Raw genomic sequence first — 25,145 nt, 5'->3', positions numbered from 1 at the left:
CTCTTACTTGATCTTCGCTTCCTTGAACTCGACGTGCTTGCGCACGACCGGGTCATACTTGCGGAAGGTCATCTTCTCGGTGGTGTTGCGGGGATTCTTCTTGGTCACGTAGAAGAAGCCTGTGTCAGCGGTCGAGACCAGACGGATCTTGACGGTGGTGGGCTTTGCCATGGCTCTATCCTGAACTTTCGCGCGAATCTGAAACAAATGCAGCGGCGCGTTTCCACGCCGCCGTTACAGGGTCGGGCCGTTGGGGGAGAATCGGGGCAAAGTCAAGCGAGGAGAGAGACGTTGCCTCATTTGCCGGAAGGGGGCTGGCATGGTATTGGTTGCATAAGAAACCTTCAAGAAGGGCCCGATGACCGCTTCCGAAACTCTGCCGTTCAACTTCACCCGCCTGCCGGATCTGCCGGACGGGATATTCACCGCGCCCTTGCAGCGGCCTGCAAGGGTCGGGGAAGACTGGCTGGAACCCGTGCAGCGGACCTACACCGCCGAAGAGCACGCCATCTGGGACAAACTCTACGCCCGGCAAATGGACGTGCTGCCGGGGCGTGCCTGCAGCGCCTTCCTGAAGGGGCTGGAGCGGCTTGACCTCGGGCGAGGGGGCGTGCCCGACTTTGCGCGGCTCTCGGACGGCCTGGGCGCACTGACGGGCTGGAGCGTGGTGCCGGTGCCGATGCTCATTCCGGACCACGTGTTCTTCTGGCATCTTGCCAACCGGCGCTTCCCAGCTGGCAACTTCATCCGCACGCGTGAGACGTTTGATTACATCCAGGAGCCCGACGTCTTCCACGACGTGTTCGGCCACGTGCCGATGCTGACCGACCCGACATATGCCGACTACATGCAGGAATATGGCCGCGCCGGGTGGAAGGCGATGCGCCACAACCGCCTCAAGTCCCTTGGCGCGCTCTACTGGTACACGGTGGAATTCGGGCTGGTGATCGAGGATGGCGCGCCCAGAGTCTATGGTGCGGGTATCCTGTCAGGCCCGCGCGAGGCTGTCTTCGCGCTCGAGGGCCAATCGCCCAATCGGATCATGCTCAACGTCGACCGGGTGATGCGCACCGATTACGTGATCGACGACCTGCAGCCGACCTACTTCGTGATCGAAAGCTTCGAGGACCTCTACCACCAGACGGTGGAGCGCGATTTCGACCGGCTCTATCGCGGGTTGGGGCCGGGGTTCACTTATGCCAACACAGCCGTGATCGACGTCGATGACGTGCTGCAGCGGGGGACGCTGGAATACCACCTGCGCGGTGGGCGCGGGTCAGGCGCTGCGCCGGTTTAGAACGCACAAAAAAAGCCCGGCGCCTTCCAGGGTGCGCCGGGCTTCCTTCGGCCGTTAAGGCGGAGAAGAGCGGGATCAGCCCGGGGTCTTGTCCATCTTGTCAGCCTGATCTTCCATGGCGTCAGCCTTGGCTTCGCCGGTCTTGCGGACGGCCTCGGCCTTGGCTTCCATGGCGTCTTCCGAAGCGCCGCCCATGGCATCAGCCTTGTTTTCCATCGAGTCGGCAGCAGCTTCCGACGACTGGCGGACTGCGTCAGCCTGATCTTCGGCGGCGTTTTCCTTCGCGCTGTCGCACGCGGAAAGGCCGAGGCCCATGGCCAGAACCGATGCCATCATCGCGCCCTTGAAAATTGCCTTCATGTTATTCCCCTTCAGGTGTGGTGAAGGCGGCCCTTGCGAACCGCCTTCGTTTTGGAAAGTATGTTGTTCAGGCTCAGCGCACCGAGCCGCGACGAACCAGGTTAACGATGGCAAGCAGGATCAGCGCGCCGAGGAACGACACGATCAGCGAACCGGCCGAGATGCCCTGGGTGATGCTGCCGCCGCCGATCAGCGGTGCAAGCAGGAAGCCGCCAAGCAGTGCGCCGACGATGCCGACGACGATGTTCAGGAAGATGCCCTGCTGACCATCGGTGCGCATGACGATGCTGGCCAGCCAGCCGAGAATGCCGCCGACGACGAGAAGAATGATAAGGCCCATTGTAGTCACCCCTTTAAAGTTCAGTTGTCGGTTAAAATCCCGACGACGAACTTGGTTCCGCAAAAGCGGTGGGGCGAATTTCAGGGAATTTTTATTCGGGCGTAATTCCCGGGCGGAGACCTAGCGCAGGCCGAGCCATACAAGCGCGACTGCACCGGCGACGATGCGATACCACGCAAAGGGCTTGAAGCCCGACCGGCTGACAAAGGCCACGAACATGCGGATCACGGCGAGCGCGACGACGAACGAGACGGCAAAGCCGATCGCGATTTCGGTCCAGCCAACGCCCATCGTGCCGCTCATCACCGCCTCGCGATTGTCGAGCAGTTCGAGCGTGGTGGCGCCAAGCATGGTCGGGATGGCGAGGAAGAAGCTGAATTCTGCCGCGGTACGACGCTCGATGCCCATGGCCAGCGCGCCCATGATCGTCGCGCCCGAACGGCTGACTCCGGGGACCATGGCAAGGCACTGCGCGAAACCAACGCCGAGTGCCTGGCGCAATGGCAATTCGCCGATGCCGGTAAGTTCACCCGTCTTCGCGCGCTTCTCGATCACGAGGATGGCGATGCCGCCTGCAATCAGGGCCCAGCACACCACCGAGGGGCTGCCGAGCAGCACGTCGATGTAATCCTTCAGCGCGAGGCCGAGCACGGCCGAGGGAATGAAGGCCGCCAGCAGATTGCGCAGAAAGCGCAAGGACATCGGGTTGAGCCTCAGCAGGCCCATGCCAACCGCCCAGAACGTCCGCCAGTACTGCACCACGACCGCAAGGATCGCGCCGAGCTGGATCACCACATTGAACATCGCCCACTGGTGCGCATCGAAGCCGAGCAACTCGGTGGCGAGGATGAGGTGACCGGTCGAGGAGACCGGCAGGAACTCGGTGAGGCCCTCGACGATGCCGAGCAGGATGGCGGTGACGATCGTGTCCATGATGTCCCAAGCACTTGCCGCAGCGCAGCATCAAGTCAAGGTGTTAGGCGGCAAGGCCCTCGAACTGCAGGCGGGCAAGGCGGGCATAGAGGCCGTCCGCCGCGCTGAGCGTGGTGTGGGTGCCCTGTTCTACGATGCGCCCGGCATCCATCACGATGATCCGGTCCGCCGCCCGGATCGTGGCGAGGCGGTGGGCGATGACCAGCGTGGTGCGGTCCTTCATAAGCCGGTCGAGCGCTTCCTGCACCAGCCGCTCGCTCTCGGCATCGAGCGCGGAGGTCGCCTCGTCGAGCAGGAGGATCGGCGAATTGCGCAGCACGGCACGGGCAATGGCGATGCGCTGGCGCTGGCCGCCCGAAAGGCGCGCGCCGTCCTCGCCCAGGAAGGTGTCGAGGCCCTGTGGCAGATCGCGCAGGAACTGTTCGGCATTGGCGGTGCGTGCAGCTTCCCAGATCTGCTCGTCGCTCGCCTCCCAGTGGCCATAGCGCAGGTTGTCCCGCGCCGAGGCGGCAAACAGCGTGGCGTCCTGCGGCACGAGCGCGGTGCGGGCGCGGATGTCTGCCGGGTCTGCGCTGGTCAGCGGCACGCCATCGATGCGGATGGCCCCGCCGTGCGGATCGTAAAAGCGCTGGGCAAGCAGGAACAGCGTCGACTTGCCCGCGCCTGAAGGCCCGACGATGGCGACGGTCTCGCCCGGCTCCACCGTCAACGAGAAATCATCGAGCGCGAGAACTTCGGGCCGCGAGGGGTAGCGGAAGGTCACGTTCTGGAACGCGATCTGGCCGCGCGGCGGGACGGGCAGGGCCGTGGGCCGGGCAGGAGCTGCGATCTCGGGCTCCTCGCGCAGCAGCTCGGCAAGGCGCCCGGCTGCACCGGCGCCGCGCAGAAGATCGCCATAGACTTCAGACAGGGCGCCCGCCGCACCGGCGACGAGGCCTGCGGTGATGACGATCGCGAAAATCGTGCCGCCGCTGATCGTCCCCTCTGCCACGCCGATCGCGCCTTCCCACACCAGCATGGTAATGCCGCCGAAGATCAGCAGGATGACGATGGCGGTCATCACTGCGCGCAGGGAGATGCGGCGCAGTGCGGTCTGGAACGTGGCTTCGACCTTCTCGCCGAAGCGGTCGAGCTCACGCTTTTCCTGTCCGAAAGCTTGCACGATCTTCATCGCGCCCAGCACTTCGGAAACGATCACGCCGATCCCGGCAACCCGGTCCTGGCTGGAGCGCGAGACATTGCGCACCCGGCGACCGAAGAACACGATGGGCCCGACGACCAGCGGAATCCCGATCATCAGGATCGCGGTAAGCTTGGGCGCCAGGAAAAACAGGTAGCCCAAACCGCCGATGGCCGTGATCGTGTTGCGCAGGGCCACCGACACCGTCGTGCCCACGACCTGCTCGATGATCGCGGTATCCGAGGTCATCCGCGAGGAGATTTCCTTGGGGCTGTTGGTCTCGAAGAATGACGGAGGCAGGCGCAGCAGGTTCGCCTGCACGCGCAGGCGGATGTCGGCAACCACGCGCTCGCCCAGCCACGAAACGAAGTAGAAGCGGCAGGCAGTGCCGATGGCCAGCACCAGCACGATCAGCAGGAGATACTGGAACCAGCGGCCCAGCGCCTCCACGTCGGCCCCGGCAGAGAAGCCCTTGTCGATGATCAGACGGAAGCCAGAAGGGATCGCCAGTGTAGCCGCAGATGTCACCAGCAGGGCTGCCGAGGCTGCCGCTACCCGCCCCGGATACTTCATCGCCTCGCGCCAGATCATGCGCAGCGGCCCAAGGGTCTTGGCCTTGGGAGCGGCTTCGGCAGCGGTCGGCGGGTTCCGGGTTTCCTCGTCCATGGCGGGTGCCTAGCCGATGGCGGGTCTTCCCGAAAGGGGGCGGTTAGGGAACCTGCAATATGACTGGCTATTTGTTGCGTTGCACAAACAGTCGAATCGCGGCAATCTGCGCATAACGACTCCCGGTCCTTTCCGGGCAACAAACCAAAAAGGTGTTCGCAGTGTTGTACAAAGCGTATGAAATCCAGCGCTCGCTGATGAATGCGAGCAGTGCGTGGGCATCGATGGTAGCCGACGCGCTCACCGATGCCCGCAATCCCTGGGCCGGAGTCGGCCCTTCCCAGACCATCGCGAACGCGCTCGACGTGTTCGCACATGCGGCGGCGCCGCGCGGCAAGCCCGCTTTCGGCATCAAGGTCATCCATGTCGACGGCACGGCGCACGCGGTCAAGGAGACCACGGTCATTACCCGGCCGTTCGGCGACCTCAAGATGTTCACGCACGAGGGCCTGCCCAAGAACGCGCCGCGCCTGCTGATCGTCGCGCCGATGAGCGGGCACTACGCCACGCTGCTGCGCGGCACGGTCGAACGCATGCTCGAACGCTGCGTCGTCTACATCACCGACTGGGCCGATGCGAAGTACGTGCCGCTGGCCGAGGGCGTGTTCGATCTCGATGACTACATCGACTACCTGACCGGCTTCCTCGAATACATTGGCGAGGGCGCCCACATGATGGCGGTGTGCCAGCCGTCCGTCCCGGCGTTCGCCGCCACCGCGATCATGGGCGCAAAAAATCATCCTTGCCGCCCGGTGACGCTGACGATGATGGGCGGCCCGATCGACACGCGCGAAAGCCCGACTGCGGTCAACGACCATGCGATCACCAAGCCTTACGTATGGTTCAAGCACAACGTGATCACCACCGTGCCCGCCAACTATCCGGGCGAAGGGCGGCGCGTCTATCCGGGCTTCGTGCAACTCGCCAGCTTCATGTCGATGAACCTCGGCAGTCACATGATGAGCCACTACAAGCTGTTCCAGCATATGAACGCGGGTGCAGATGAAAGCGCCGATGCGACCAAGGCGTTCTACGACGAATACCGCGCGGTCTGCGATCTGCCCGCCGAGTTCTACCTGCAGACCGTCGATGTCGTGTTCCAGCGCCATGCCCTGCCCAAGGGCGAACTGGTCCATCGCGGCCAGGCCGTCGATCTCGGCGCGATCACCGACACCGCGATCCTGTGCATCGAGGGCGAGCGTGACGACATCTCGGGCATCGGCCAGACCAAGGCTGCGCTCAAGGTCACGCCGAACCTGCCCGACGATATGAAGCAGTACCTGCTCGCCCCCGAAGTTGGCCACTACGGCATCTTCAACGGCTCGCGCTGGCGCTCGTCCATCGCCCCGGCGGTGGAGCAGTGGATCGCCAAGTTCGAAAAGAAGGCCAAGGGACGCAAGCTCAGCGTCGTGGCCTGATCGCCGCGAAGCCTCCCCCGCTCAGGCGGGTGGAGGCCCCTTGGAAGTTGGGCTTACACGAAGAACTGGGTGATCCACTCACACTGCAGCGCAGGCTTGGGTTCGCCTTCGATCTCGACGGTGATCTCCATTGTCTGCTGCCACTGGCCCGGGCGCTTCTCTTCCATCTCGAGCAGCTTGAACACGCCGCGCACGCGCTTGCCCACGCGCACCGGGGCGAGGAAGCGGGTGCGGTTGCCGCCGTAGTTGACGCCCATCTTGATGTGCTCGGGCCGCGGGCAATCGCTTTCCATCGTCAGCAGCGGGATCAGTGACAGGGTCAGGAATCCGTGCGCGATCGGGCCGCCGAACGGGGTGAGCTTCGCCTTTTCGGGATCGACATGGATGAACTGGAAATCGCCGGTTGCCTCGGCGAACTTGTTCACCCGCTCCTGCGTGATCTCGACCCACTTCGACGTGCCGACGACCTGGCCGACCATGGCCTGAACCTCGTGCGCGGGGACAAACCTCGTCATCGCCAGTGCTCTCCTGCAATTCTCTTATCGCAGCACAATGGCGGCAAGCGGGGTAGGGAGCAAGGGGTTTTAAGCGATTGGTTAAGCGGCAGAGGGAAGGGGCTTTGAGGTGTTCTTCGGCTTGCGGAAAGGCTCATGCGTCGCGGTGCGCACGCGTTTGATATAGGCCCAGAGCCCGCATTGCAGGCCGACCAGCATGTAGCAGAACGGCTGGAACGCGATGCCGACGAAGGTCGAGCCGACAAGGTAGATGATCTGCGCCTGCTGCAGCGCCTCGGCCAGGGGCGAGACCCAGCGGAACTCGGGTGAGGTCTCCTTGCGGTAGCGTCGCCTGAGCACTTCCATCTGCCACACGCCGAGCAAATGGAGCGCCAGCCACAGGGCAAGGCCGGGGTAGCCCTGTTCGCCGAGCATCTCGAAATAGCTCGAATGATAGGCGCGACCTTCCTCGACGATCGGTTGGTATTCGAGCGCGGCGTTGTTGTCGCCGGCGTAATCGGCCTTGACCGTATCGTAGGTCAGCTTGTTCTGGCGATAGGCCTCGAAGCCGCCGCCGAAGGGGTGGCGCTTGGCAAAGTCGATGGTCCACTTCCACACCGCGATGCGGGTGCCAGCGGACTGGTCGGACTGGTGATTGCGGATCGTGCCCATCCGGTCGGTGAACTCCTTGGGCAGGAGCGGGACCGCGATCAGCGCACCAGCGGCCATGACCGAGATGATCAGCATGCGCCGCTTGGCCGTGCGCAGGATCATCGCGGCGAGCACCACCACGCAGACAAGGCCGGTGCGGGCGCCCGTTCCGATCGGCATGAGCGCGCAGGCAAAGCACAGCGCCCATGCGAAGATCTTCACGCGCCAGTCGGGCGGAAAGATCGTGCCGAAGCGCGTCAGCCACAGCGCCAGCGGGATCACCGCAATGGCCACGGCCGAGATGATCGAGCCTTCGTAGAGCCCGGTGTTGTCGTCCACCAGCAGGCGCAGCTCGCCATACCCGCCGCCGCCCGCTGCCGTCTTGATCCCGCCGCCGATCACGATCACGCCGATCGACAGGACGAGGATCAGGGTAATCGCCTCGATGCGCAGGCGCGTGCGCAGGGTCAGCGGCAGGAACAGCGCCCAGAGCAGCGCCTTCCATACCCACGCCCACTTTTCCGCTGCCTCGACCGGGAAGTCGGCGGTCTGGGTGGTGAGGCCGCAATAGACGAGCAGGGCCAACAACAGGAACTGGCGCAGCGAGACGCGGCTGCCGTTCTTGTCCTCGGCCACGAACCAGGAAATGAACGCACAGAGGAACGCGATCAGCGATACCGGGATATGGCTGAGAATGCCCCAGCTTACCTTCTGCGGCGCGACAATATCGATGTAGCTGTAGGCCAGCACGAAGATGAACGGCTTGCGGAAGCCCGCACCGATGAACGCGAGCACGCAGGACAGCAGGAAAAGGTCAAGCATCGGTGCTTCCCGGCGCAGGCTTGTTCGGCTTGCGGAACGACACCTTGCGGCTGGGCAGCGAGGGATCGTCGTCAAGATCGTCACGATGCAGCAGTCGCCAGATGGCAATGGCCATCAGCATATGCGGCAGGAATATCGTGAACTTGTCGATCATGCCCGGCCACCGCTACCCGATCGAGGTTGACGCGGCGTTAAGCCTTCCGTGGCAGGTGTGGGCGTCATGACCCGCGTGCTCCATGTCCTAGACCACTCGCTGCCGCTCCACAGCGGCTACACCTTCCGCACCCGCGCGATCCTTAAGGCGCAGGAGGCGATGGGGCTGGACGTGCGCGGGGTGACCGGGCAGCGCCATGCAGCGCAATCGCCGAGCGATCCCGAAGTGGTTGATGGCCTGACCTTCTATCGCACACCCGGCGAGGCAGGCGGACTGCCGCTGGTGCGCGAATGGTCAGAAGTTTCGGCTCTGGCCGACCGGATCGTGGCTTTGGCCAGCGAATGGCGGCCCGACGTGCTCCACGCCCACTCGCCTGCGCTCTGCGGTCTTGCTGCGGTGAAAGCCGGGCGCAGGCTCGGCATTCCGGTGGTCTACGAGATTCGCGCGTTCTGGGAGGACGCGGCGGTCGGCAACGGTACCGGGCGCGAGGGCTCGGCCAAGTATTGGCTGACCCGGGTGCTCGAAAATGACGTCGTCAGTGGAGCCGACCGTGTCGTCACGATCTGCGAGGGCCTGCGCGCAGACCTGATCGCGCGCGGCTTTGCGCCCGAAAAGATATCGATCATGCCCAATGGCGTGGACTTTGAGATGTTCGGCGATCCGCTGCCGCGCGATCATGCGCTGGCTGCGGAACTGGGACTGGGCGAGGGGCCGGTGATCGGCTTCCTCGGCAGCTTCTACCCCTACGAAGGCCTTGATGACATGATTGCGGCCATGCCCGCCATTGTCGCGGCAGTGCCCGATGCGCGGCTGCTGCTCGTCGGCGGTGGACCTGCCGAAGCGGCACTGCGGACGCAGGCCGAATCATCGCCCGTTGCCGATGCCATCCGCTTCGTCGGCCGCGTGCCGCACCATGAGGTGGACCGCTATTACTCGCTCGTCGACGTGGTCTGCTATCCGCGCAAGGGCATGCGCCTGACCGAACTGGTCACGCCGCTCAAACCGTTGGAAGCGATGGCGCAGGGCAAGCTGGTCGGCGCATCGGATGTCGGCGGCCACCGCGAACTGATTGCCCATGGCCAGACCGGCACGCTGTTCCCTGCCGACGACCCGGCAGGCCTTGCCGCCGCCATGGCCGGACTGCTGGGCTCGCGCGCCGAATGGCCTGCCCGGCGCGAGGTCGCCCGCAGCTTCGTGCGCGAGCATCACGACTGGGCTCTCAACGTGAGGCGTTATCTTGCTGTTTACCAAGCCCTGTTACCGAGTCTCGACTTGCCATCGGTTGCGGCCTGACGGTCGCCCTGCCGGCAAGACACGATCTGGGACGAGAACAGGGACGACCGCCAAGTGACCGCGACCAAGCGCAAGCCAAAGCCCATCACCGCGCATCCGCTTTTTCCAGTCGTGACCGCGCTCTGGTTTGCGACCTTCTTCGGGCTTGGCAGCTTTGCCATTGCGCCGGCCGTGCTCGAAGGCCCGGTCGTGGCCCTGGGCATCCCGGCCCTGATCCCTGCAGCCACGCCGCCGCTCGGCTTTACCGCGAGGGTCATGATGGCTGTGGCCATGCTTCTGGCAGGAGGGGGAATCGGTTTCCTCATCGGACGCAAGTTAGGGCCGAAGCAGGCCACTGCCGCTCCGCGCAAGCGTGCCGCCACAGGCTTCTCTCGGCGCGATTCCAGCGTGGAGGCCGAAGCGCCGCGCCGCATGCTCAACCCTGCCGAAGACCTCGACGATCCCTCGCTCGATGCGCCGTTTGCCGAACCCGCACCGCTGCGCCGCCGCAGCCTGTCGCTTGCCGACGAAGGCCAGTTGCACGTGCCGAGCGAACTGGCACCGTTACCCGGCCACCTGCCGTGGGAGCGCGAGGAGTTCTCTGTCGACGAAGAGACTGCGCCGCACGGCATGACCGACGACCCGCTCGCGCTCGAACTTCTGTTCCAGAATGCGCAAGCGCAAGTCGAGGCCGTGGAACCCGCCCCCGAGGTTGCGCCTGCTTTCACCACGACAGAGCCCGAATTCGCCGCACCGCAACCCGAGCCCGTGCAGCACTCTGCCCCGTTCGTGACGAGGACGGCGCCTGCTGCAGCCGCGCCGCTGCTCCAGGCCCCTGTTGCCGATATCACCCCGCTCGAACGTGCTCCGCTGGAAAGCCTCGGCCTGGTTCAGATGGTCGAGCGGCTCGCGCTTGCCATTTCGCGCCGCACGGCACCGCGCATGGATGTCTCCGTGCTCGAAGAGTCGAGCTTTGCCCAGCCCGTCCGCGAAAGCGCTCCTGCCGTGTCGCCCGCTTCGGTCGAACCACTCGAACCAGCGATTGCCGTGCAGACGCCGGAAGAGCCGCAGACCGAGCGCGTCGTCCGTCTCCGCCCTGCGGGCTTGTCGCAAGTTTCCCCGATGGACCCGGCCCAGGCCGATCTGGAGGACGAGGATTCCGACGTCCCCGGCCTTGATCGCTTCCTTCGCGTGAACCAGGCGAGCGCGACTGCCGTTGAAGATACTTCACCCGCCGAACCGGAAGTCGCCGAGGACCGCTATCCCTCATTGCTCGACATGGGGCCAGCGACGCACCGACACGAAACCCTGCGCATAGACGACGGTCTTGGCCTTGCCGAACTGCCGGAAAGCGAAGGCGAGATCGAACCGGTGGTGGTGTTCCCGGGGCAGGATTCGCCGCTGCTCGGCGCAACCCGACCGTTCGAGCGACCCTCGATCCTTGCCGTGCCCGGATCGCCGCTCGCCGCGCCGGGACGCGCTGCGCCATCCTCGCCAACAGAGCAACTGGCCGGAGCTGATGCAGTCACAGCGCCGCCGGTAACAGCCGATCCGGAGGAAGCGGACCGCGCCTTGCGCGCGGCCTTGGCAACGCTCCAGCGGATGACCGCTCAAGGCTGAGCATTTGGGGGGCTCTGACGGCTTTTTTGCCCTGCAAGCGCCCGGAAAACCGTCCTTTCTGCCGTATCGCAACCGTATTTCCGGCATTAACCGCCCAGTTGATGTCCCTGCGCAGTTGCAAAATAACTTTCCTGCAGTCATGGGGGCACTTCGCGCAATTTTCGTCGCTTTTCCGCGAGGGTGATTCGCGCGCCGTTGCCTTTTTTGGATGTAGGACGATCATCGAGATGGGATTTCCGCCGCTTCAGGGCCTGTACGATCCGCGTAATGAGCATGATGCCTGTGGCGTGGGCTTTATTGCCCACATCAAAGGCCAGAAAAGCCATGCGATTGTGGATCAGGCGCTGGAGATTCTGCACAATCTCGACCATCGCGGTGCCGTCGGTGCCGATCCGCTGCTGGGTGACGGCGCGGGCATCCTGATCCAGCTGCCTGACCAGCTTTTCCGCAAGTGGGCCGCTTCCGAAGGCAAGGACCTGCCGCAGCCGGGCGACTATGCCGTGGCCATGTGCTTCCTGCCGCAGGACGAAGCTTCGCGCCTGTTCGTGACCGAGTTCTTCGAGAAGTTCATCGCCAAGGAAGGCCAGGAACTGATCGGCTGGCGCGATGTGCCAACCACGCAGGAAGGTCTCGGCAAGGCCGTCGTCGAATCGATGCCGGTGATCCGCCAGTGCTTCATCAAGCGCGGTGCGAACACGCCCGATCAGGATGCGTTCGAGCGCAAGCTGCTCGCCATTCGCAAGCAGACGCAGAACCCGCTCGCCGCCATGGCCGAGAAGCACAACCTGCCGGGCGTTACGCAGCTTTACATGCCGAGCTTCTCGACCCGCACGATCGTCTACAAGGGCCTCCTGCTGGCGACGCAGGTCGGCTCGTTCTACGATGATCTGCGCGATCCGGACTGCGTTTCGGCGCTGGGTCTCGTGCACCAGCGTTTCAGCACCAACACCTTCCCCAGCTGGAAGCTGGCGCATCCGTTCCGCTTCATCGCCCACAACGGTGAAATCAACACCGTTCGCGGCAACGTGAACTGGATGAACGCGCGCCGCCGCACCATGGAGTCCGAGCTGCTCGGCCCGGATCTCGACAAGATGTGGCCGCTGATCCCGCACGGCCAGTCCGACACCGCCAGCCTCGACAACGCGCTCGAACTGCTGCTGGCCGGTGGCTACAGCCTTGCCCACGCGGTGATGATGCTCGTGCCCGAAGCCTGGGCCGGCAACCCGCTGATGAGCCCTGCGCGCCGTGCGTTCTATGAATACCACGCTGCGCTGATGGAGCCGTGGGACGGCCCGGCTGCCGTTGCCTTCACCGATGGTCGCCAGATCGGCGCCACGCTGGACCGCAATGGCCTTCGCCCTGCACGCTTCTCGATCACGCGTGACGACCTGATCTGCATGGCCTCGGAAAGCGGCGTGCTGCCCTTCCGCGAGGAGGACATCGTCCGCAAGTGGCGCCTCCAGCCGGGCAAGATGCTCCTGATCGACATGGATCAGGGCAAGATCATCGAGGACGAGGAAATCAAGGCCGAACTGGCCAATGCCGAGCCTTACGAAGAGTGGCTCGAGCAGGCGCAGTACAAGCTCAAGGAGCTCGACGTGATCGAGCCCGAACTTGCCGCGCTGCCGGTGGAGACCACCTCGCTGCTCGATCGCCAGCAGGCCTTCGGCTACACGCAGGAAGACGTCACCAAGTTCCTCGAGCCGATGGCCGTGGCAGGTGATGATCCGATCGGTTCGATGGGCACCGACACGCCGATTGCGGTGCTGTCGCAGCGCTCGCGCCTGCTCTACGATTACTTCAAGCAGAACTTCGCTCAGGTCACCAACCCGCCGATCGACCCGATCCGCGAGGAACTGGTCATGTCGCTGGTGTCGATGATCGGCCCGCGCCCGAACCTGCTTGGCCGTGATGCCGGCAGCCACAAGCGCCTCGAAGTCGATCAGCCGATCCTTACGAACGAGGACATCGCCAAGATCCGCTCGGTCGAGGCCGCGCTCGACGGTGCATTCCGTACCGCCACGATCGACACCACCTGGGACGCTGCTGCCGGGGCCGATGGCCTTGAAATGGCGATCAAGGAAATGTGCTGGGCGGCCACCGAAGCGGTGCTGGCCGACAAGAACATCCTGATCCTGTCTGACCGCGCGCAGAACGAGAACCGCATTCCGATGCCGGCCCTGCTGGCAACGGCAGCCGTGCACCACCACCTCGTCCGCCAGGGCCTGCGCATGCAGACCGGGCTTGTCGTCGAAACCGGCGAAGCGCGCGAAGTGCATCACTTCTGCGTGCTGGCGGGCTATGGCGCGGAAGCGATCAACCCGTACCTTGCATTCGAGACGCTGGAGCAGATCCGCGTTGCGAAGGAGCTGCCGCTCGAAGCCAAGGACGTAAAGAAGAACTACATCAAGGCCATCGGCAAGGGCATCCTGAAAGTCATGTCCAAGATGGGCATTTCGACCTACCAGTCCTATTGCGGCGCCCAGATCTTTGACGCTGTCGGCCTGTCGACCGAGTTCGTGAATGCCTATTTCACCGGCACCGCGACCACGATCGAAGGCGTCGGCCTCAAGGAAATCGCCGAGGAAACCGTGCGCCGTCACGCTACGGCCTATGGCGACAACCCGATCTACAAGAAGATGCTCGACGTGGGCGGCATGTACCAGCTGCGCCTGCGCGGCGAGGAACACGCCTGGACGGCTTCCAACATTGCCAACCTGCAGCACGCCGTTCGCGGCAACATGCCGGAGAAGTACAAGGAATTCGCCCAGTCGATCAACGACCAGTCCGAACGGATGCTCACCATCCGCGGGCAGATGGACCTGAAGCTGGCCGACCAGCCGATTGACATCTCCGAGGTCGAACCGGCTGCTGATATCGTCAAGCGTTTCGCCACTGGCGCGATGAGCTATGGCTCGATCTCGTGGGAAGCGCACACCACGCTGGCGCTGGCGATGAACCGTATCGGCGGCAAGTCCAACACCGGCGAAGGCGGTGAGGACCCGGCGCGCTTCAAGCCGCTGGCCAATGGCGATTCCATGCGTTCGGCGATCAAGCAGGTTGCCTCGGGTCGCTTTGGCGTGACCGCGGAATACCTCGTCAATGCTGACGACGTGCAGATCAAGATGGCGCAGGGCGCAAAGCCCGGCGAAGGCGGTCAGCTGCCCGGTGACAAGGTCGACAAGACCATCGGCAAGACCCGCCACTCGACGCCAGGCGTCGGCCTGATCTCGCCGCCGCCGCACCACGACATCTACTCGATCGAAGACCTCGCGCAGCTCATTCACGATCTAAAGAACGTGAACACCGGCGCGCGCATCTCGGTCAAGCTGGTGTCCGAAGTGGGCGTCGGCACCGTGGCTGCGGGCGTGTCGAAGGCGCGCGCCGATCACGTGACGATCTCGGGCTACGAAGGCGGCACCGGTGCATCGCCGCTGACCTCGTTGACGCACGCCGGTTCTCCGTGGGAAATCGGCCTAGCCGAAACCCAGCAGACCCTGCTGCTCAACAACCTGCGCAGCCGCATCTGCGTGCAGGCCGACGGTGGCCTGCGCACGGGCCGTGACGTTGCCATCGCGGCCCTGCTCGGCGCTGACGAATTCGGCTTTGCCACCGCGCCGCTGATCGCGGCTGGCTGCATCATGATGCGCAAGTGCCACCTGAACACCTGCCCGGTCGGCGTTGCCACGCAGGACCCGGTCCTGCGCGCGCGCTTCACCGGCCAGCCGGAACACGTGATCAACTACTTCTTCTTCGTCGCAGAAGAACTCCGCGCGATCATGGCCGAGATGGGCTTCCGCACGGTTTCCGAGATGGTCGGCCGCGTGGACCGTCTCGATACCAAGAAGGCGATCACCCACTGGAAGGCGCAGGGCGTCGACCTGTCGAAGCTGCTGCACCAGGTCGATCCGGTTCCAGGCACGACCCTGAACTGGAGCGAACGCCAAGATCACGGCCTCGAAGCTGCCCTCGACAACGACCTTATCGCCGCCAGCGCTCCGGCACTGGAGAACGGCGAGCCGGTCCGCCTCGAACGCAAGGTCATCAACGTCAACCGCACGGTCGGCGCGATGCTCTCGGGCGAAGTAGCCAGGAAGTACGGGCACAAGGGTCTGCCCGACAACACCATCCACGTCTCCTTCAAGGGCGTGGCCGGCCAATCGTTCGGTGCTTTCCTTGCGCACGGCGTGACGCTCGATCTCGTCGGCGATGCCAACGACTATGTCGGCAAGGGCCTGTCGGGCGGCCGCGTGATCGTTCGCCAGCCTGGCCATGTCGATCGTGACCCGACCGAGAACATCATTGTCGGCAACACCGTGCTCTACGGTGCAATCGCGGGCGAGGCCTACTTCAATGGCGTCGGCGGTGAACGCTTCGCGGTGCGCAACTCGGGCGCTATTGCGGTTGTCGAAGGCACCGGTGACCACGGCTGCGAATACATGACCGGCGGTGTCGTCGTCGTGCTCGGCCGCACCGGACGCAACTTCGCGGCGGGCATGTCGGGCGGCGTTGCCTACGTCTATGACGTCGACGGCAACTTCGCCCAGCTCGTCAACGGCGCGATGGTCGATGTCCTGCCGATTTCGGCAGAGCGTGACGAAGATGCCAATGACCTTGGGGGCACTGGCCGTCCGCAGCAGCGTGGCGTCGATGTCAACGACTACGGCATGGGCGACATGCTGCGTCACGACGCTGAACGCCTGCGCGTGCTGGTGGAACGTCACCACCTCTACACCGGCAGCAAGCGCGCCCGCGAGATCCTCGACAACTGGGCCGAGGCCCTCGCGAAGTTCGTCAAGGTCATGCCGCGCGACTATGCGCGGGCGCTCCGTCAGATGGAGGCCGAGCGCCTCGAAGCCGCCTCGGTCGCGGCTGAGTAAGGGTTAGATTACAATGGGCAAGGCAACCGGCTTTCTCGAAATCGACCGCAAGGATCGCACGTACGATGCGCCTGCGGAGCGTCTGAAGCACTATCGCGAGTTCGTGATCCCGCACGATGACGCCGGCCTCAAGGGGCAGGCGGCGCGGTGCATGAACTGCGGCATTCCGTACTGCCACAACGGCTGTCCGGTGAACAACCAGATCCCCGACTGGAACCACCTGGTCTATGAGAACGACTGGCGCGATGCGCTGACCAATCTCCACTCGACCAACAACTTCCCCGAGTTCACCGGCCGGATCTGCCCCGCCCCGTGCGAGGCGGCCTGCACGCTGAACATCGTGGACCAGCCGGTCACCATCAAGTCGATCGAATGCGCCATCGTCGATCGCGGGTGGAAGGAAGGCTGGATCGAGCCGCAGGTTCCCGTGAAGAAGACCGGCAAGTCGGTTGCCGTCGTCGGCTCGGGTCCCGCAGGCATGGCCGCTGCCCAGCAGCTGGCCCGCGCCGGTCACTCGGTGACGGTGTTCGAGAAGAACGATCGCATCGGCGGACTGCTGCGTTACGGCATTCCTGACTTCAAGATGGAAAAGACCCACATCAACCGCCGCGCGATGCAGATGGAGGCCGAAGGCGTCCAGTTCCGCACCAGCGTGGAAGTGGGCGTGACCGTCTCGTTCGCGTCGCTCCAGGAGAACTTCGACGCCGTGGTGCTGGCAGGCGGTGCGGAAGATCCGCGCGGCCTCAACATCCCGGGTGCAGAGCTTCCCAGCGTGCGCATGGCGATGGAATTCCTGACCCAGCAGAACAAGCGCAACGCGGGCGACGATGAACTGCGTGCCGCCCCGCGCGGCTCGCTCACGGCCACCGGCAAGCACGTCGTCGTGATCGGTGGTGGTGACACTGGCTCGGACTGCGTCGGTACCTCGAACCGTCAGGGTGCCGCTTCGGTTACCCAGCTCGAAATCATGCCCAAGCCGCCCGAGAAGGAAGACAAGGCGCTCAGCTGGCCAAACTGGCCGCTCAAGCTGCGCACTTCGTCGAGCCACGAGGAAGGCTGCGAGCGCGAGTTCGCGGTGCTGACCAAGCGCGTTGTCGGCGAGAACGACGTCGCGGGCCTTGAATGCGTCCGCGTCGAGTGGGTGAACGGCCAGATGCAGGAAGTCGAGGGCAGCGAATTCGTGCTCAAGGCTGACCTGATCCTTCTCGCCATGGGCTTCGTCGGTCCGCGCAAGCAGGGCCTGCTCGAACAGGCCGGCGTCGAGCTCGATCCGCGCGGCAACGTGAAGGGCAACGTGGTCGACTACAAGACCAGCGTCGACAACGTCTTTGCCTGCGGCGACATGCGTCGCGGCCAGAGCCTTGTCGTCTGGGCGATCCGCGAAGGTCGCCAGTGCGCCCGCGCCGTCGATCAGGCGCTGATGGGCGTGAGCGAACTGCCGCGCTGATCGTCGGCCATCGCTGAAAACAGGGAAGGGGCGTCCGCAAGGGCGCCCCTTTCTGGTAGGCCCACGCCGAACGATCACGTCATCCCGGTGAAGGCCGGGCCCCATTACGCAGCGGGCAAACGCCACGGTCAGTTACAAACGAAAGGCCATGGCCCCGGCCTTCGCCGGGGTGACGGGAAGTGGTGGGAAAGCGTCGCGCTCTACCCATCCCCCTCAGGCGCCACCGCAGGCATGGCCTTGGTTCGGCTGACGAGCAGCTTGTCGATCTTGCGGCCGTCCATGTCGACCACTTCGAAGCGCCAGCCCTGATCGTGGAAGTGTTCGCCTTCTCCGGGCAGGCGCTTTAGCACCGAAAGGCAGAACCCCGCCGTCGTGGCAAACTCGCGGTCGTCGGGCAGATCGAGGCCCAGCCGGTCGGCAAGGGCATCGGCAGGCAGCGCGCCCGAGATCAGCAGCGAGCCGTCCTCGCGCTCGACCACCATTGGCTCATCGCCGGCGTCGGAATGGCCTACGAAATTGCCCGCGATGGCCGCCAATAGATCGGCAGGCGTGACGATCCCTTCGAGATGGCCATATTCGTCATGCACCAGCGCGATGGCGACTTCGGCCTGCTGGATCATCGCCAGTGCATCCATCGTGTCGAGCTGGTCGGGCACGATGGCAGGCTTCTTCATCAACCGTCCAAGCTGCACCTTGCGCCCGCGCAGCAGAGTGGAAAGCACGTCGCGCACCTTCACCACGCCGACGATCTTGTCGACCGACCCGTCGGCCAGCAGCAGCAGCGAATGCGGCGAATCCTCGATCGCCGTGCGCAATTCCGCCTCGCTCGCCTTGCGCTCGATCCAGTGGAGTTCGGTACGCGGCGTCATCACCTCGCGCACCGGACGTTCGGCAAGGCGCATGATGCCGGTCATCAGCGCACGCTCTTCCTCTTCGATCACGCCTGATCGCGTGGCCTCGGCGAAGATCATGTGCAGTTCCTCGGCGGTCACCTCCTGATCGTTGCCCTGTTTCAGGCCGAGCAGGCGGATGATCGCGCTCGAGGAATTGTCGAGCAGCCACACGAACGGTGCGGTGATCTTCGACATCAGCGCCATGAACGGCGCGGCAATCTTGGCGATCGGTTCCGCCGCCCGCAGCGCCAGCTGCTTGGGCACCAGTTCGCCGACCACGAGGCTCAGGTATGTGGTGATCGCGATGACGAGGATGAAACCGACGTCGTCGGCATACTGCGCCGGGAAGCCCCAAGCGGCGAGTCGGTCGGCCATCGGCCCGCCAAGGCTCGATCCCGAATAGGCACCGGCGATGATGCCCACCAGCGTGATGCCGATCTGCACCGTCGAAAGAAACTTGCCGGGGTCGGCAGCCAGCGCCAGGGCGACCTTGGCGCCCTTGCTGCCTTCCTCCGCAGCAACCTTCAATCGCGCCGGGCGTGCCGAGACGATTGCCAGTTCCGACATGGAAAACAAGCCGTTGAGCACTACGAGGCCCAGGATTACAAAGACGTCAGACCAGGGAAAAGATGTCACTCGCGGGGCCCTAACAGATTTCTGCGCAAAGGCGAAGTCCGCCGTATTGCGCCCGTTGCACACCAACCGCCGGGTTCCCGTTCGGGAACCGTTCAGTCGAAACGGGCTTATCTAAACTGTCAAAGCGGCAATCTGTTGCATAGAGTGTTTTGCGGGATGCCGATGCAAGGGGACTTATAATGAAGATTCGTCGTGTCATGATGTCGGGCCTGTGTGCGGTTTCGCTGGTCAGCCTGTCTGCGTGCGTCACCGATCCCAACACGGGTGAGAAGAAGGTTTCGCGCACAGCTATCGGCGGTATCGGTGGCGCTCTCGGCGGCGCGCTTCTCGGCGGCCTGATTGGCGGCAAGACCGGCCGTATCGTCGGCGCTGGCCTTGGCGGCGTTGCCGGTGGCGTGATCGGCTATCAGAAGGACAAGCAGATCCGCGAACTGCGCGAGCAGACAGCGGGTACCGGCGTTGACGTTACCGAAACCGATGGCGGCAACGCCATTCTGGTCAACCTGCCCAACGGCGTGACCTTCGATGTCGACAGTTCGACGGTGAAGCCTGCCTTTGGTGCTACCCTCGATCGCGTCGCGCAGTCGCTCGTTCAGTACCCGAACTCGCTGATCGACGTGTACGGCCACACCGACTCGACCGGCTCCGATTCGTACAACCAGGCTCTGTCCGAGCGTCGCGCTCGCGCGGTGGCGGATTATCTGACGTCGCGTGGCGTCGGCTATGCCCGTATCCGCAGCCAGGGCTTTGGTGAATCGCAGCCGATCGCTTCGAACGACACCGAACAGGGCCGTCAGGCCAACCGTCGCGTCGAGATCAAGATCGTCCCGATCAGCCAGGACGACGTGAACCGCGCACGTTCGGGCCAGTAAGGCTCAAACAACAGCAAGCATCAGCGGCGCTACCCTTCGGGGTGGCGCCGCTTTTGTTTTGGCTCATGCGTTTGGATGTTGACCGCCATCAGGCGAGGCTGGCATCGGCGCGGCCGAAGGAGTCAAGTTCGCATGTCGATTCAGCGCCGCAAGATCAACGGACGCGAAACCAACCCGATCGGGCTTGGCTGCATGTCGCTGAGCTGGGCCTACGCGGGCCGGCCGAGCGAGGAGGATGGCATTCGCCTGCTCCAGCACGCAGTCGACATCGGCTATGACCACTTCGATACTGCCCGCCTCTATGGTCTTGGTCATAACGAGACGCAGGTCGGTACTGCGCTGAAGGGCCGCCGAGACAAGGTGTTCCTCGCCTCGAAGATGGGCATCTTCGCCAGCGGGGAAAAGCGCGGGGTCGATTGCCATCCCGACACGATCCGAAGCGAACTCGAAGTGTCGCTGAAGCTGCTGCAGACCGATCACATCGATCTCTACTACATGCATCGGCGTGACAAGAACGTTCCGATCGAAGACTCGGTCGGCGCGATGGCGGATCTCGTGAAGGAGGGCAAGATCGGCGGTATCGGCTTGTCCGAGATGTCGGCTGACACCTTGCGCCGCGCCGCTGCGGTCCATCCCATTGCCGCGATGCAGACCGAATATTCGCCGTGGACGCGCCAGGCGGAAATCGCCGTGCTCGAGGCCTGTCGCGAATTGGGCACGACTTTCGTCGCTTTCTCGCCAGTTGCGCGCGGCGTGCTCGCCAATGGTCTGCGCGATCCGCAAGGCCTGCCCGATGGCGACATCCGCAAGGCCATGCCGCGCTTCACCGGAGAGAACTGGCAGAAGAACCTCGCGTTGGTCGATGCCTTCAACGCCATCGCCACACGCGAGGGCGTGACGCCAGCGCAACTCTCGCTCGCCTGGGTGCTGTCGCGCGGCGAGCATGTCGTCGCCATCCCCGGCACCGGCAAGATCGCACATCTTGAAGAAAACATCGCCCGCTGGGACTGGCAAATCCCGGCTGCGGTTGCAGACGAAGTCGATGCCCTGATCAACCAGCAGACCGTCTCAGGCCACCGTTACGCCGGTGCCATCCTGCCGACGATCGACACCGAGGATTTCGCCTAAACCAGTTTCGCCGCGCGATCCGCCAGCCGCTCTACCGCAGCAGCGTGGATCGCAGGCGCGGTTACCAGCAGTCCGAAAGCCCGCGGGTCGCGCTTGTTATAATCGAGCGGCTTGCCGAAAGCGTCGGACACCACCGCGCCTGCCTCGCGAGCGATCAAGGTGGCGGCGGCAATGTCCCATTCGAAGCCCCAGCGCAGCGTCGCCAGCAGGTCGGCCTCGTTCGCGCCGACCATGGCGATGCGCAGCGCAATGGAATTGGGCTTGTCCACCGTGACCAGATCGGCATCTGCCTTGGGCAGGCTGTCAGCCGGAACGCGGGACCCGGCCAGCACCGTTCGCGTGCTGGCGCTCAGCGACAGCCCGTTGCGCGTGGCTCCCTGTCCCGCCACCGCCGACCAGTACTCCCCGCGCGCAGGCGCACTGAGCATCCCGATCAGCGGACGTCCTTCGCTCACCAGCGCTACCGACACAGACCAGCCGGGCCGCCCGCGCACGAAATCGCGCGTGCCATCAACCGGATCGACCAGCCAGCACAGTCCTCGCTCCAACCGCTCGGGATGATCGACTGTCTCTTCGGAAAGCCATCCTGCGGAGGGGAGGAGAGCGCCCAGTTCGCGCTTGAGGAAGGCATCGACAGCGAGGTCGGCATCGCAGACTGGACTGCCTGGAGTCTTCTCCCACACTTGTGGGGCATGGCCGTGCCCCGGCCAGAGTCCGAGCGCCATCTCTCCGGCTGCGCGGACGATCTGGTGGAGGCGGTCATAGTCGATCATTCTGCGCCCTTGAACATGGGAACTCCGGCGATACCTTGCAATTGCGAGTTGTTATCACAGATAGGTTGGAACCTCGCATTTACGCCCCTTTTCAAGCTCCCTCGGCTGTGCTTAAGGCATTCCGACTCAAAGCGCCAACCGCGGCGCATACCTTTGCGCCAATAGTGGCGCGCCTGTCGGTTTTCCGGTGCAAGCCGGGTGCCATTCAAGTCGGGGATCACGCATGAACGTCCATGAATATCAGGCCAAGGAACTGCTCGCGAAGTTTGGCGTCGGCATTCCTGCCGGCATTGCCGCGCTTACCGTGGAAGAGGCCGTCGCCGCTGCCAAGCAGCTGCCCGGACCGCTCTATGTCGTGAAGGCGCAGATTCACGCCGGTGGCCGTGGCAAGGGCAAGTTCAAGGAACTCCCCGCCGATGCCAAGGGCGGCGTGCGCCTCGCCAAGAGCATCGAGGAAGTCGAAGCTTTCGCCAAGGAAATGCTCGGCAACACCCTCGTCACCGTGCAGACCGGTGAAGCCGGCAAGCAGGTCAACCGTCTTTATGTGACCGACGGCGTCGATATCGCCAAGGAATACTACCTGTCGATGGTCGTCGATCGCGCCACCAGCCGCGTCGCGATGATCGTGTCGACCGAAGGCGGCATGGACATCGAGGAAGTCGCCCACTCGACGCCGGAAAAGATCGCCACGATCACCATCGACCCGGCCGAAGGCTTCATGCCGCACCACGGCCGCGCCGTGGGCTATGCGCTGCAACTGACCGGTGACCTCAACAAGCAGGCCGGCAAGATCGCCGAGCAGCTCTACAACGCGTTCGTCGCGCTCGATTGCGACATGCTCGAGATCAACCCGCTGGTCGAGACCAAGGACGGCAATCTTCTGGTGCTCGACACCAAGATGAGCTTCGATTCGAACTCGCTCTACCGTCACCCCGATGTCGTCGCCCTGCGCGACGAGACCGAGGAAGATCCGGCGGAAATCGAAGCCTCGAAGTACGACCTTGCCTACATCAAGCTCGATGGCAACATCGGCTGCATGGTCAACGGCGCCGGGCTTGCCATGGCGACGATGGACATCATCAAGCTGAACGGCGAATTTCCGGCCAACTTCCTCGACGTGGGCGGCGGTGCCACCACCGAGAAGGTCACTGCCGCGTTCAAGATCATCCTGCGCGATCCGGCGGTGAAGGGCATTCTCGTCAACATCTTCGGCGGCATCATGAAGTGCGACATCATCGCCGAGGGCATCGTTGCCGCTGCGAAGGAAGTGAACCTATCGGTTCCGCTGGTCGTCCGCCTCGAAGGCACCAACGTGCAGCTCGGCAAGGACATCCTCGCCAATTCGGGCCTGCCGATCGTGCCTGCCAACGACCTTGGCGATGCCGCCAAGAAGATCGTTGCCGAGGTCCGCGCCGTCGCTTGATCGGCGTCTAAAGCGCATAAGCGATGCAGACCAAGGGGCGCTGGGCAACCGGCGCCCCTTTCTGCATTCTGCGCAGGCGGGATGATGAGTCGCCTGAACAGTTCGTCCGGACTTCGGACATTGCAATCTCGGTTGACGTTTACGTAAGCGCGAATTATGCCGCGCTCATTGCGTTAGGATGAAAGGACGCTTGGCAATGAAAGCCCTGGTCTGCGTGAAGCGGGTGATTGACTACAACGTGAAGCCTCGGGTGAAGGCGGACGGGAGTGGTGTTGATCTTGCGAACGTGAAGATGAGCATGAACCCGTTTGACGAGATCGCGGTCGAGGAAGCCATTCGCCTGAAGGAAAAGGGCGTGGTGACCGAGATCGTGGCGGTGTCGGTGGGCGTTGCGAAATCGCAGGAAACTCTGCGCACGGCGCTGGCGATGGGTGCTGACCGGGCGGTGCTGGTGCAGGTTGACGATGGCACCGAGGTCGAGCCGCTGGCTGTGGCCAAGATCATCAAGGGGATTGCCGACGAGGAGCAGCCCGCTCTGATCATCACCGGCAAGCAGGCGATCGACGATGACAGCAACCAGGTCGGCCAGATGGTCGCCGCGCTGCTCGGCCGCCCGCAGGGCACCTTCGCCAACGAAGTCTCGGTCGAGGGCGACGCGGTCGTCGTCAAGCGCGAGATCGACGGCGGCCTGCAGACCGTGAAGCTGGCGCTGCCTGCGGTGGTCACCACCGACCTGCGCCTCAACGAGCCGCGCTATGCCTCGCTGCCCAACATCATGAAGGCCAAGTCCAAGCCGCTGGCCAACAAGACGCCCGCCGACTACGGCGTGGACATCGCACCGCGCCTCAAGACGCTCAAGGTCAGCGAACCGCCGGTGCGCTCGGCCGGCATCAAGGTGCCCGATGTCGACACGCTGGTCGCCAAGCTCAAGGAAATGGGAGTAGCCTGACATGGCCAATGTTCTCGTTCTCGTCGAACACGACAACGCGTCGGTCAAGGACGCCACCCTCGCTGCCGTCACTGCCGCATCGCAACTGGGCGAAGTGACCGCGCTGGTCGCAGGCGCCAACTGCGATGCCGCTGCAAGTGCCGCCGCGCAGATCGCAGGCGTCGCCAAGGTGCTCAAGGCCGATGACGCAGCGCTCGCCAACGCGCTCGCTGAAAACGTCGCGCCGCTCGTCGCAGGCCTGATGGCCGATTACGACGCCTTCGTCGCGCCCGCTACCACCACCGGCAAGAACGTCGCCCCGCGCGTTGCCGCGCTGCTCGACGTGATGCAGGTCTCGGACATCCTCTCGGTCGAAGGGCCCAAGACCTTCACCCGTCCGATCTACGCTGGCAACGCCATCGCCACGGTCGAAAGCTCGGATGCCAAACTGGTGATCACCGTGCGCGGCACTGCCTTTGCCAAGGCCGCTGCCACCGGCGGATCAGCCAGCGTCGAAGCTGTCTCCGCTACCGCAGACAGCGGCCTCAGCACTTTCGTCAGCGCCGAGATCGCCAAGTCCGAGCGCCCGGAACTCACCTCGGCCAAGATCATCGTCTCGGGCGGCCGCGCGCTGAAGGACGCTGCCACCTTCGAGGCAGTGATCACCCCGCTGGCCGACAAGCTGAACGCAGGCATCGGCGCATCGCGCGCAGCAGTCGACGCAGGCTACGTGCCCAACGACTACCAGGTCGGCCAGACCGGCAAGATCGTCGCTCCGGAAGTCTACATCGCGGTCGGCATCTCGGGCGCGATCCAGCACCTTGCCGGCATGAAGGACTCCAAGACCATCATCGCCATCAACAAGGACGAGGACGCCCCGATCTTCCAGGTGGCAGACATCGGCCTCGTCGGCGACCTGTTCACGCTCGTCCCGGAACTCACCGGCAAGCTCTGAACC

At 64.1% G+C, this 25,145-nt stretch carries 21 protein-coding genes; 11 read left to right on the top strand and 10 right to left on the bottom strand.

The annotated features are described in order from the left end of the window. Positions 1–3: 3 nt before the first annotated feature. Positions 4–171 (bottom strand): 50S ribosomal protein L33, encoded by a 168-nt coding sequence (rpmG, locus tag IQ25_RS18870; protein WP_011446825.1) that lies wholly within the window; start codon positions 169–171, stop codon positions 4–6. A gap of 187 nt (positions 172–358) precedes the next feature. On the opposite strand from rpmG, the gene phhA reads away from it, so the two are divergent. Then, entirely contained in the window at positions 359–1,297 is a 939-nt protein-coding gene (gene phhA, locus IQ25_RS18865) for a phenylalanine 4-monooxygenase (RefSeq protein WP_144907835.1), read from the top strand. 75 nt (positions 1,298–1,372) lie between these two features. Here phhA and IQ25_RS18860 read toward each other — a convergent pair whose 3' ends face one another. From IQ25_RS18860 to IQ25_RS18845, 4 genes are all read right to left on the bottom strand, one after another. Beyond that, positions 1,373–1,657 carry a hypothetical protein gene (locus IQ25_RS18860; protein WP_144907834.1) on the bottom strand — a complete coding sequence of 95 codons (285 nt, stop codon included), beginning with the start codon at positions 1,655–1,657 and terminating at the stop codon, positions 1,373–1,375. 73 nt (positions 1,658–1,730) lie between these two features. Then, on the bottom strand, positions 1,731–1,997 hold the full coding sequence (locus tag IQ25_RS18855) for a GlsB/YeaQ/YmgE family stress response membrane protein (RefSeq protein WP_144907833.1): 267 nt from the start codon (positions 1,995–1,997) through the stop codon (positions 1,731–1,733). A gap of 120 nt (positions 1,998–2,117) precedes the next feature. After that, a complete protein-coding gene (locus IQ25_RS18850; protein WP_144907832.1) occupies positions 2,118–2,930 on the bottom strand; it encodes an undecaprenyl-diphosphate phosphatase in 813 nt (270 codons plus the stop codon). A 43-nt stretch (positions 2,931–2,973) separates the two neighbouring features. After that, positions 2,974–4,776, bottom strand: coding sequence for an ABC transporter transmembrane domain-containing protein (locus tag IQ25_RS18845; protein ID WP_144907831.1), 1,803 nt, complete (start codon positions 4,774–4,776; stop codon positions 2,974–2,976). A 161-nt stretch (positions 4,777–4,937) separates the two neighbouring features. Here IQ25_RS18845 and IQ25_RS18840 point away from each other — a divergent pair, with 161 nt between their 5' ends. Next, positions 4,938–6,194, top strand: a complete 1,257-nt coding sequence (locus tag IQ25_RS18840) for a polyhydroxyalkanoate depolymerase (RefSeq protein ID WP_144907830.1) — start codon at positions 4,938–4,940, stop codon at positions 6,192–6,194. A gap of 53 nt (positions 6,195–6,247) precedes the next feature. Here the strand turns inward: IQ25_RS18840 and IQ25_RS18835 are convergent, their stop codons facing one another. The 3 genes from IQ25_RS18835 to IQ25_RS21205 form a co-directional block, all read right to left on the bottom strand. Further along, a complete protein-coding gene (locus IQ25_RS18835; protein ID WP_144907829.1) occupies positions 6,248–6,709 on the bottom strand; it encodes a MaoC family dehydratase in 462 nt (153 codons plus the stop codon). Between the two features lie 81 nt (positions 6,710–6,790). Then, entirely contained in the window at positions 6,791–8,161 is a 1,371-nt protein-coding gene (locus IQ25_RS18830) for a putative O-glycosylation ligase, exosortase A system-associated (protein WP_144907828.1), read from the bottom strand. Further along, positions 8,154–8,315 (bottom strand): hypothetical protein, encoded by a 162-nt coding sequence (locus tag IQ25_RS21205; RefSeq protein WP_181447284.1) that lies wholly within the window; start codon positions 8,313–8,315, stop codon positions 8,154–8,156. Before IQ25_RS21205 ends, IQ25_RS18830 begins: the two co-directional genes overlap by 8 nt. 66 nt (positions 8,316–8,381) lie before the next feature. On the opposite strand from IQ25_RS21205, the gene IQ25_RS18825 reads away from it, so the two are divergent. From IQ25_RS18825 to IQ25_RS18810, 4 genes are all read left to right on the top strand, one after another. Then, positions 8,382–9,608 (top strand): TIGR04063 family PEP-CTERM/XrtA system glycosyltransferase, encoded by a 1,227-nt coding sequence (locus tag IQ25_RS18825; protein ID WP_144907827.1) that lies wholly within the window; start codon positions 8,382–8,384, stop codon positions 9,606–9,608. Between the two features lie 54 nt (positions 9,609–9,662). Next, complete coding sequence (locus tag IQ25_RS18820; protein ID WP_144907826.1) at positions 9,663–11,207, top strand: hypothetical protein; 1,545 nt, start codon at positions 9,663–9,665, stop codon at positions 11,205–11,207. A gap of 227 nt (positions 11,208–11,434) precedes the next feature. Continuing rightward, the gene (gltB, locus tag IQ25_RS18815) at positions 11,435–16,087 is read left to right on the top strand and encodes a glutamate synthase large subunit (RefSeq protein WP_144907825.1); all 4,653 of its coding nucleotides are present in this window, start codon (positions 11,435–11,437) and stop codon (positions 16,085–16,087) included. Between the two features lie 13 nt (positions 16,088–16,100). Continuing rightward, positions 16,101–17,534: a glutamate synthase subunit beta gene (locus IQ25_RS18810; protein WP_144907824.1), complete on the top strand. Its 1,434-nt coding sequence runs from the start codon at positions 16,101–16,103 to the stop codon at positions 17,532–17,534. Positions 17,535–17,734: 200 nt separating this feature from the next. Here the strand turns inward: IQ25_RS18810 and IQ25_RS18805 are convergent, their stop codons facing one another. Next, entirely contained in the window at positions 17,735–19,063 is a 1,329-nt protein-coding gene (locus IQ25_RS18805) for a hemolysin family protein (protein ID WP_144907823.1), read from the bottom strand. A 179-nt stretch (positions 19,064–19,242) separates the two neighbouring features. Here IQ25_RS18805 and IQ25_RS18800 point away from each other — a divergent pair, with 179 nt between their 5' ends. Both IQ25_RS18800 and IQ25_RS18795 read left to right on the top strand, forming a co-directional pair. Next, a complete protein-coding gene (locus tag IQ25_RS18800) occupies positions 19,243–19,935 on the top strand; it encodes an OmpA family protein (protein WP_144907822.1) in 693 nt (230 codons plus the stop codon). A 132-nt stretch (positions 19,936–20,067) separates the two neighbouring features. Continuing rightward, entirely contained in the window at positions 20,068–21,063 is a 996-nt protein-coding gene (locus IQ25_RS18795; RefSeq protein ID WP_144907821.1) for an aldo/keto reductase, read from the top strand. On the opposite strand, the gene IQ25_RS18790 is transcribed toward IQ25_RS18795, so the two are convergent. Continuing rightward, complete coding sequence (locus IQ25_RS18790) at positions 21,060–21,836, bottom strand: 3'(2'),5'-bisphosphate nucleotidase CysQ (RefSeq protein WP_144907820.1); 777 nt, start codon at positions 21,834–21,836, stop codon at positions 21,060–21,062. The genes IQ25_RS18795 and IQ25_RS18790 overlap by 4 nt on opposite strands. Before the next feature lie 223 nt (positions 21,837–22,059). On the opposite strand from IQ25_RS18790, the gene sucC reads away from it, so the two are divergent. The 3 genes from sucC (at position 22,060) to IQ25_RS18775 (ending at position 25,142) form a co-directional block, all read left to right on the top strand. Continuing rightward, positions 22,060–23,259 (top strand): ADP-forming succinate--CoA ligase subunit beta, encoded by a 1,200-nt coding sequence (gene sucC, locus IQ25_RS18785; RefSeq protein ID WP_144907819.1) that lies wholly within the window; start codon positions 22,060–22,062, stop codon positions 23,257–23,259. A gap of 196 nt (positions 23,260–23,455) precedes the next feature. After that, the gene (locus IQ25_RS18780) at positions 23,456–24,208 is read left to right on the top strand and encodes an electron transfer flavoprotein subunit beta/FixA family protein (RefSeq protein WP_144907870.1); all 753 of its coding nucleotides are present in this window, start codon (positions 23,456–23,458) and stop codon (positions 24,206–24,208) included. Between the two features lies 1 nt (position 24,209). Next, positions 24,210–25,142 (top strand): electron transfer flavoprotein subunit alpha/FixB family protein, encoded by a 933-nt coding sequence (locus IQ25_RS18775; RefSeq protein ID WP_144907818.1) that lies wholly within the window; start codon positions 24,210–24,212, stop codon positions 25,140–25,142. Positions 25,143–25,145 lie beyond the last annotated feature (3 nt).

The sequence above is a fragment of the Novosphingobium taihuense genome (assembly GCF_007830315.1).
Lineage (GTDB): Bacteria > Pseudomonadota > Alphaproteobacteria > Sphingomonadales > Sphingomonadaceae > Novosphingobium > Novosphingobium taihuense.
Note: the sequence above shows the minus strand (reverse complement) of the source record. Positions and strands in the feature narration are given on the sequence as shown.

Bases quoted from the DNA above. Each gene is read 5' to 3' on its own strand.
- IQ25_RS18810 (WP_144907824.1), top strand. From the start codon at position 16,101: ATGGGCAAGGCAACCGGCTTTCTCGAAATCGACCGCAAGGATCGCACG.
- sucC (WP_144907819.1), top strand. From the start codon at position 22,060: ATGAACGTCCATGAATATCAGGCCAAGGAACTGCTCGCGAAGTTTGGC.
- IQ25_RS18850 (WP_144907832.1), bottom strand. From the start codon at position 2,930: ATGGACACGATCGTCACCGCCATCCTGCTCGGCATCGTCGAGGGCCTC.
- IQ25_RS18845 (WP_144907831.1), bottom strand. From the start codon at position 4,776: ATGGACGAGGAAACCCGGAACCCGCCGACCGCTGCCGAAGCCGCTCCC.
- gltB (WP_144907825.1), top strand. From the start codon at position 11,435: ATGGGATTTCCGCCGCTTCAGGGCCTGTACGATCCGCGTAATGAGCAT.
- IQ25_RS18800 (WP_144907822.1), top strand. From the start codon at position 19,243: ATGAAGATTCGTCGTGTCATGATGTCGGGCCTGTGTGCGGTTTCGCTG.
- IQ25_RS18780 (WP_144907870.1), top strand. From the start codon at position 23,456: ATGAAAGCCCTGGTCTGCGTGAAGCGGGTGATTGACTACAACGTGAAG.
- IQ25_RS18790 (WP_144907820.1), bottom strand. From the start codon at position 21,836: ATGATCGACTATGACCGCCTCCACCAGATCGTCCGCGCAGCCGGAGAG.
- IQ25_RS18830 (WP_144907828.1), bottom strand. From the start codon at position 8,161: ATGCTTGACCTTTTCCTGCTGTCCTGCGTGCTCGCGTTCATCGGTGCG.
- rpmG (WP_011446825.1), bottom strand. From the start codon at position 171: ATGGCAAAGCCCACCACCGTCAAGATCCGTCTGGTCTCGACCGCTGAC.
- IQ25_RS18825 (WP_144907827.1), top strand. From the start codon at position 8,382: ATGACCCGCGTGCTCCATGTCCTAGACCACTCGCTGCCGCTCCACAGC.
- IQ25_RS18795 (WP_144907821.1), top strand. From the start codon at position 20,068: ATGTCGATTCAGCGCCGCAAGATCAACGGACGCGAAACCAACCCGATC.
- IQ25_RS18835 (WP_144907829.1), bottom strand. From the start codon at position 6,709: ATGACGAGGTTTGTCCCCGCGCACGAGGTTCAGGCCATGGTCGGCCAG.
- IQ25_RS21205 (WP_181447284.1), bottom strand. From the start codon at position 8,315: ATGATCGACAAGTTCACGATATTCCTGCCGCATATGCTGATGGCCATT.
- IQ25_RS18775 (WP_144907818.1), top strand. From the start codon at position 24,210: ATGGCCAATGTTCTCGTTCTCGTCGAACACGACAACGCGTCGGTCAAG.
- IQ25_RS18860 (WP_144907834.1), bottom strand. From the start codon at position 1,657: ATGAAGGCAATTTTCAAGGGCGCGATGATGGCATCGGTTCTGGCCATG.
- IQ25_RS18855 (WP_144907833.1), bottom strand. From the start codon at position 1,997: ATGGGCCTTATCATTCTTCTCGTCGTCGGCGGCATTCTCGGCTGGCTG.
- phhA (WP_144907835.1), top strand. From the start codon at position 359: ATGACCGCTTCCGAAACTCTGCCGTTCAACTTCACCCGCCTGCCGGAT.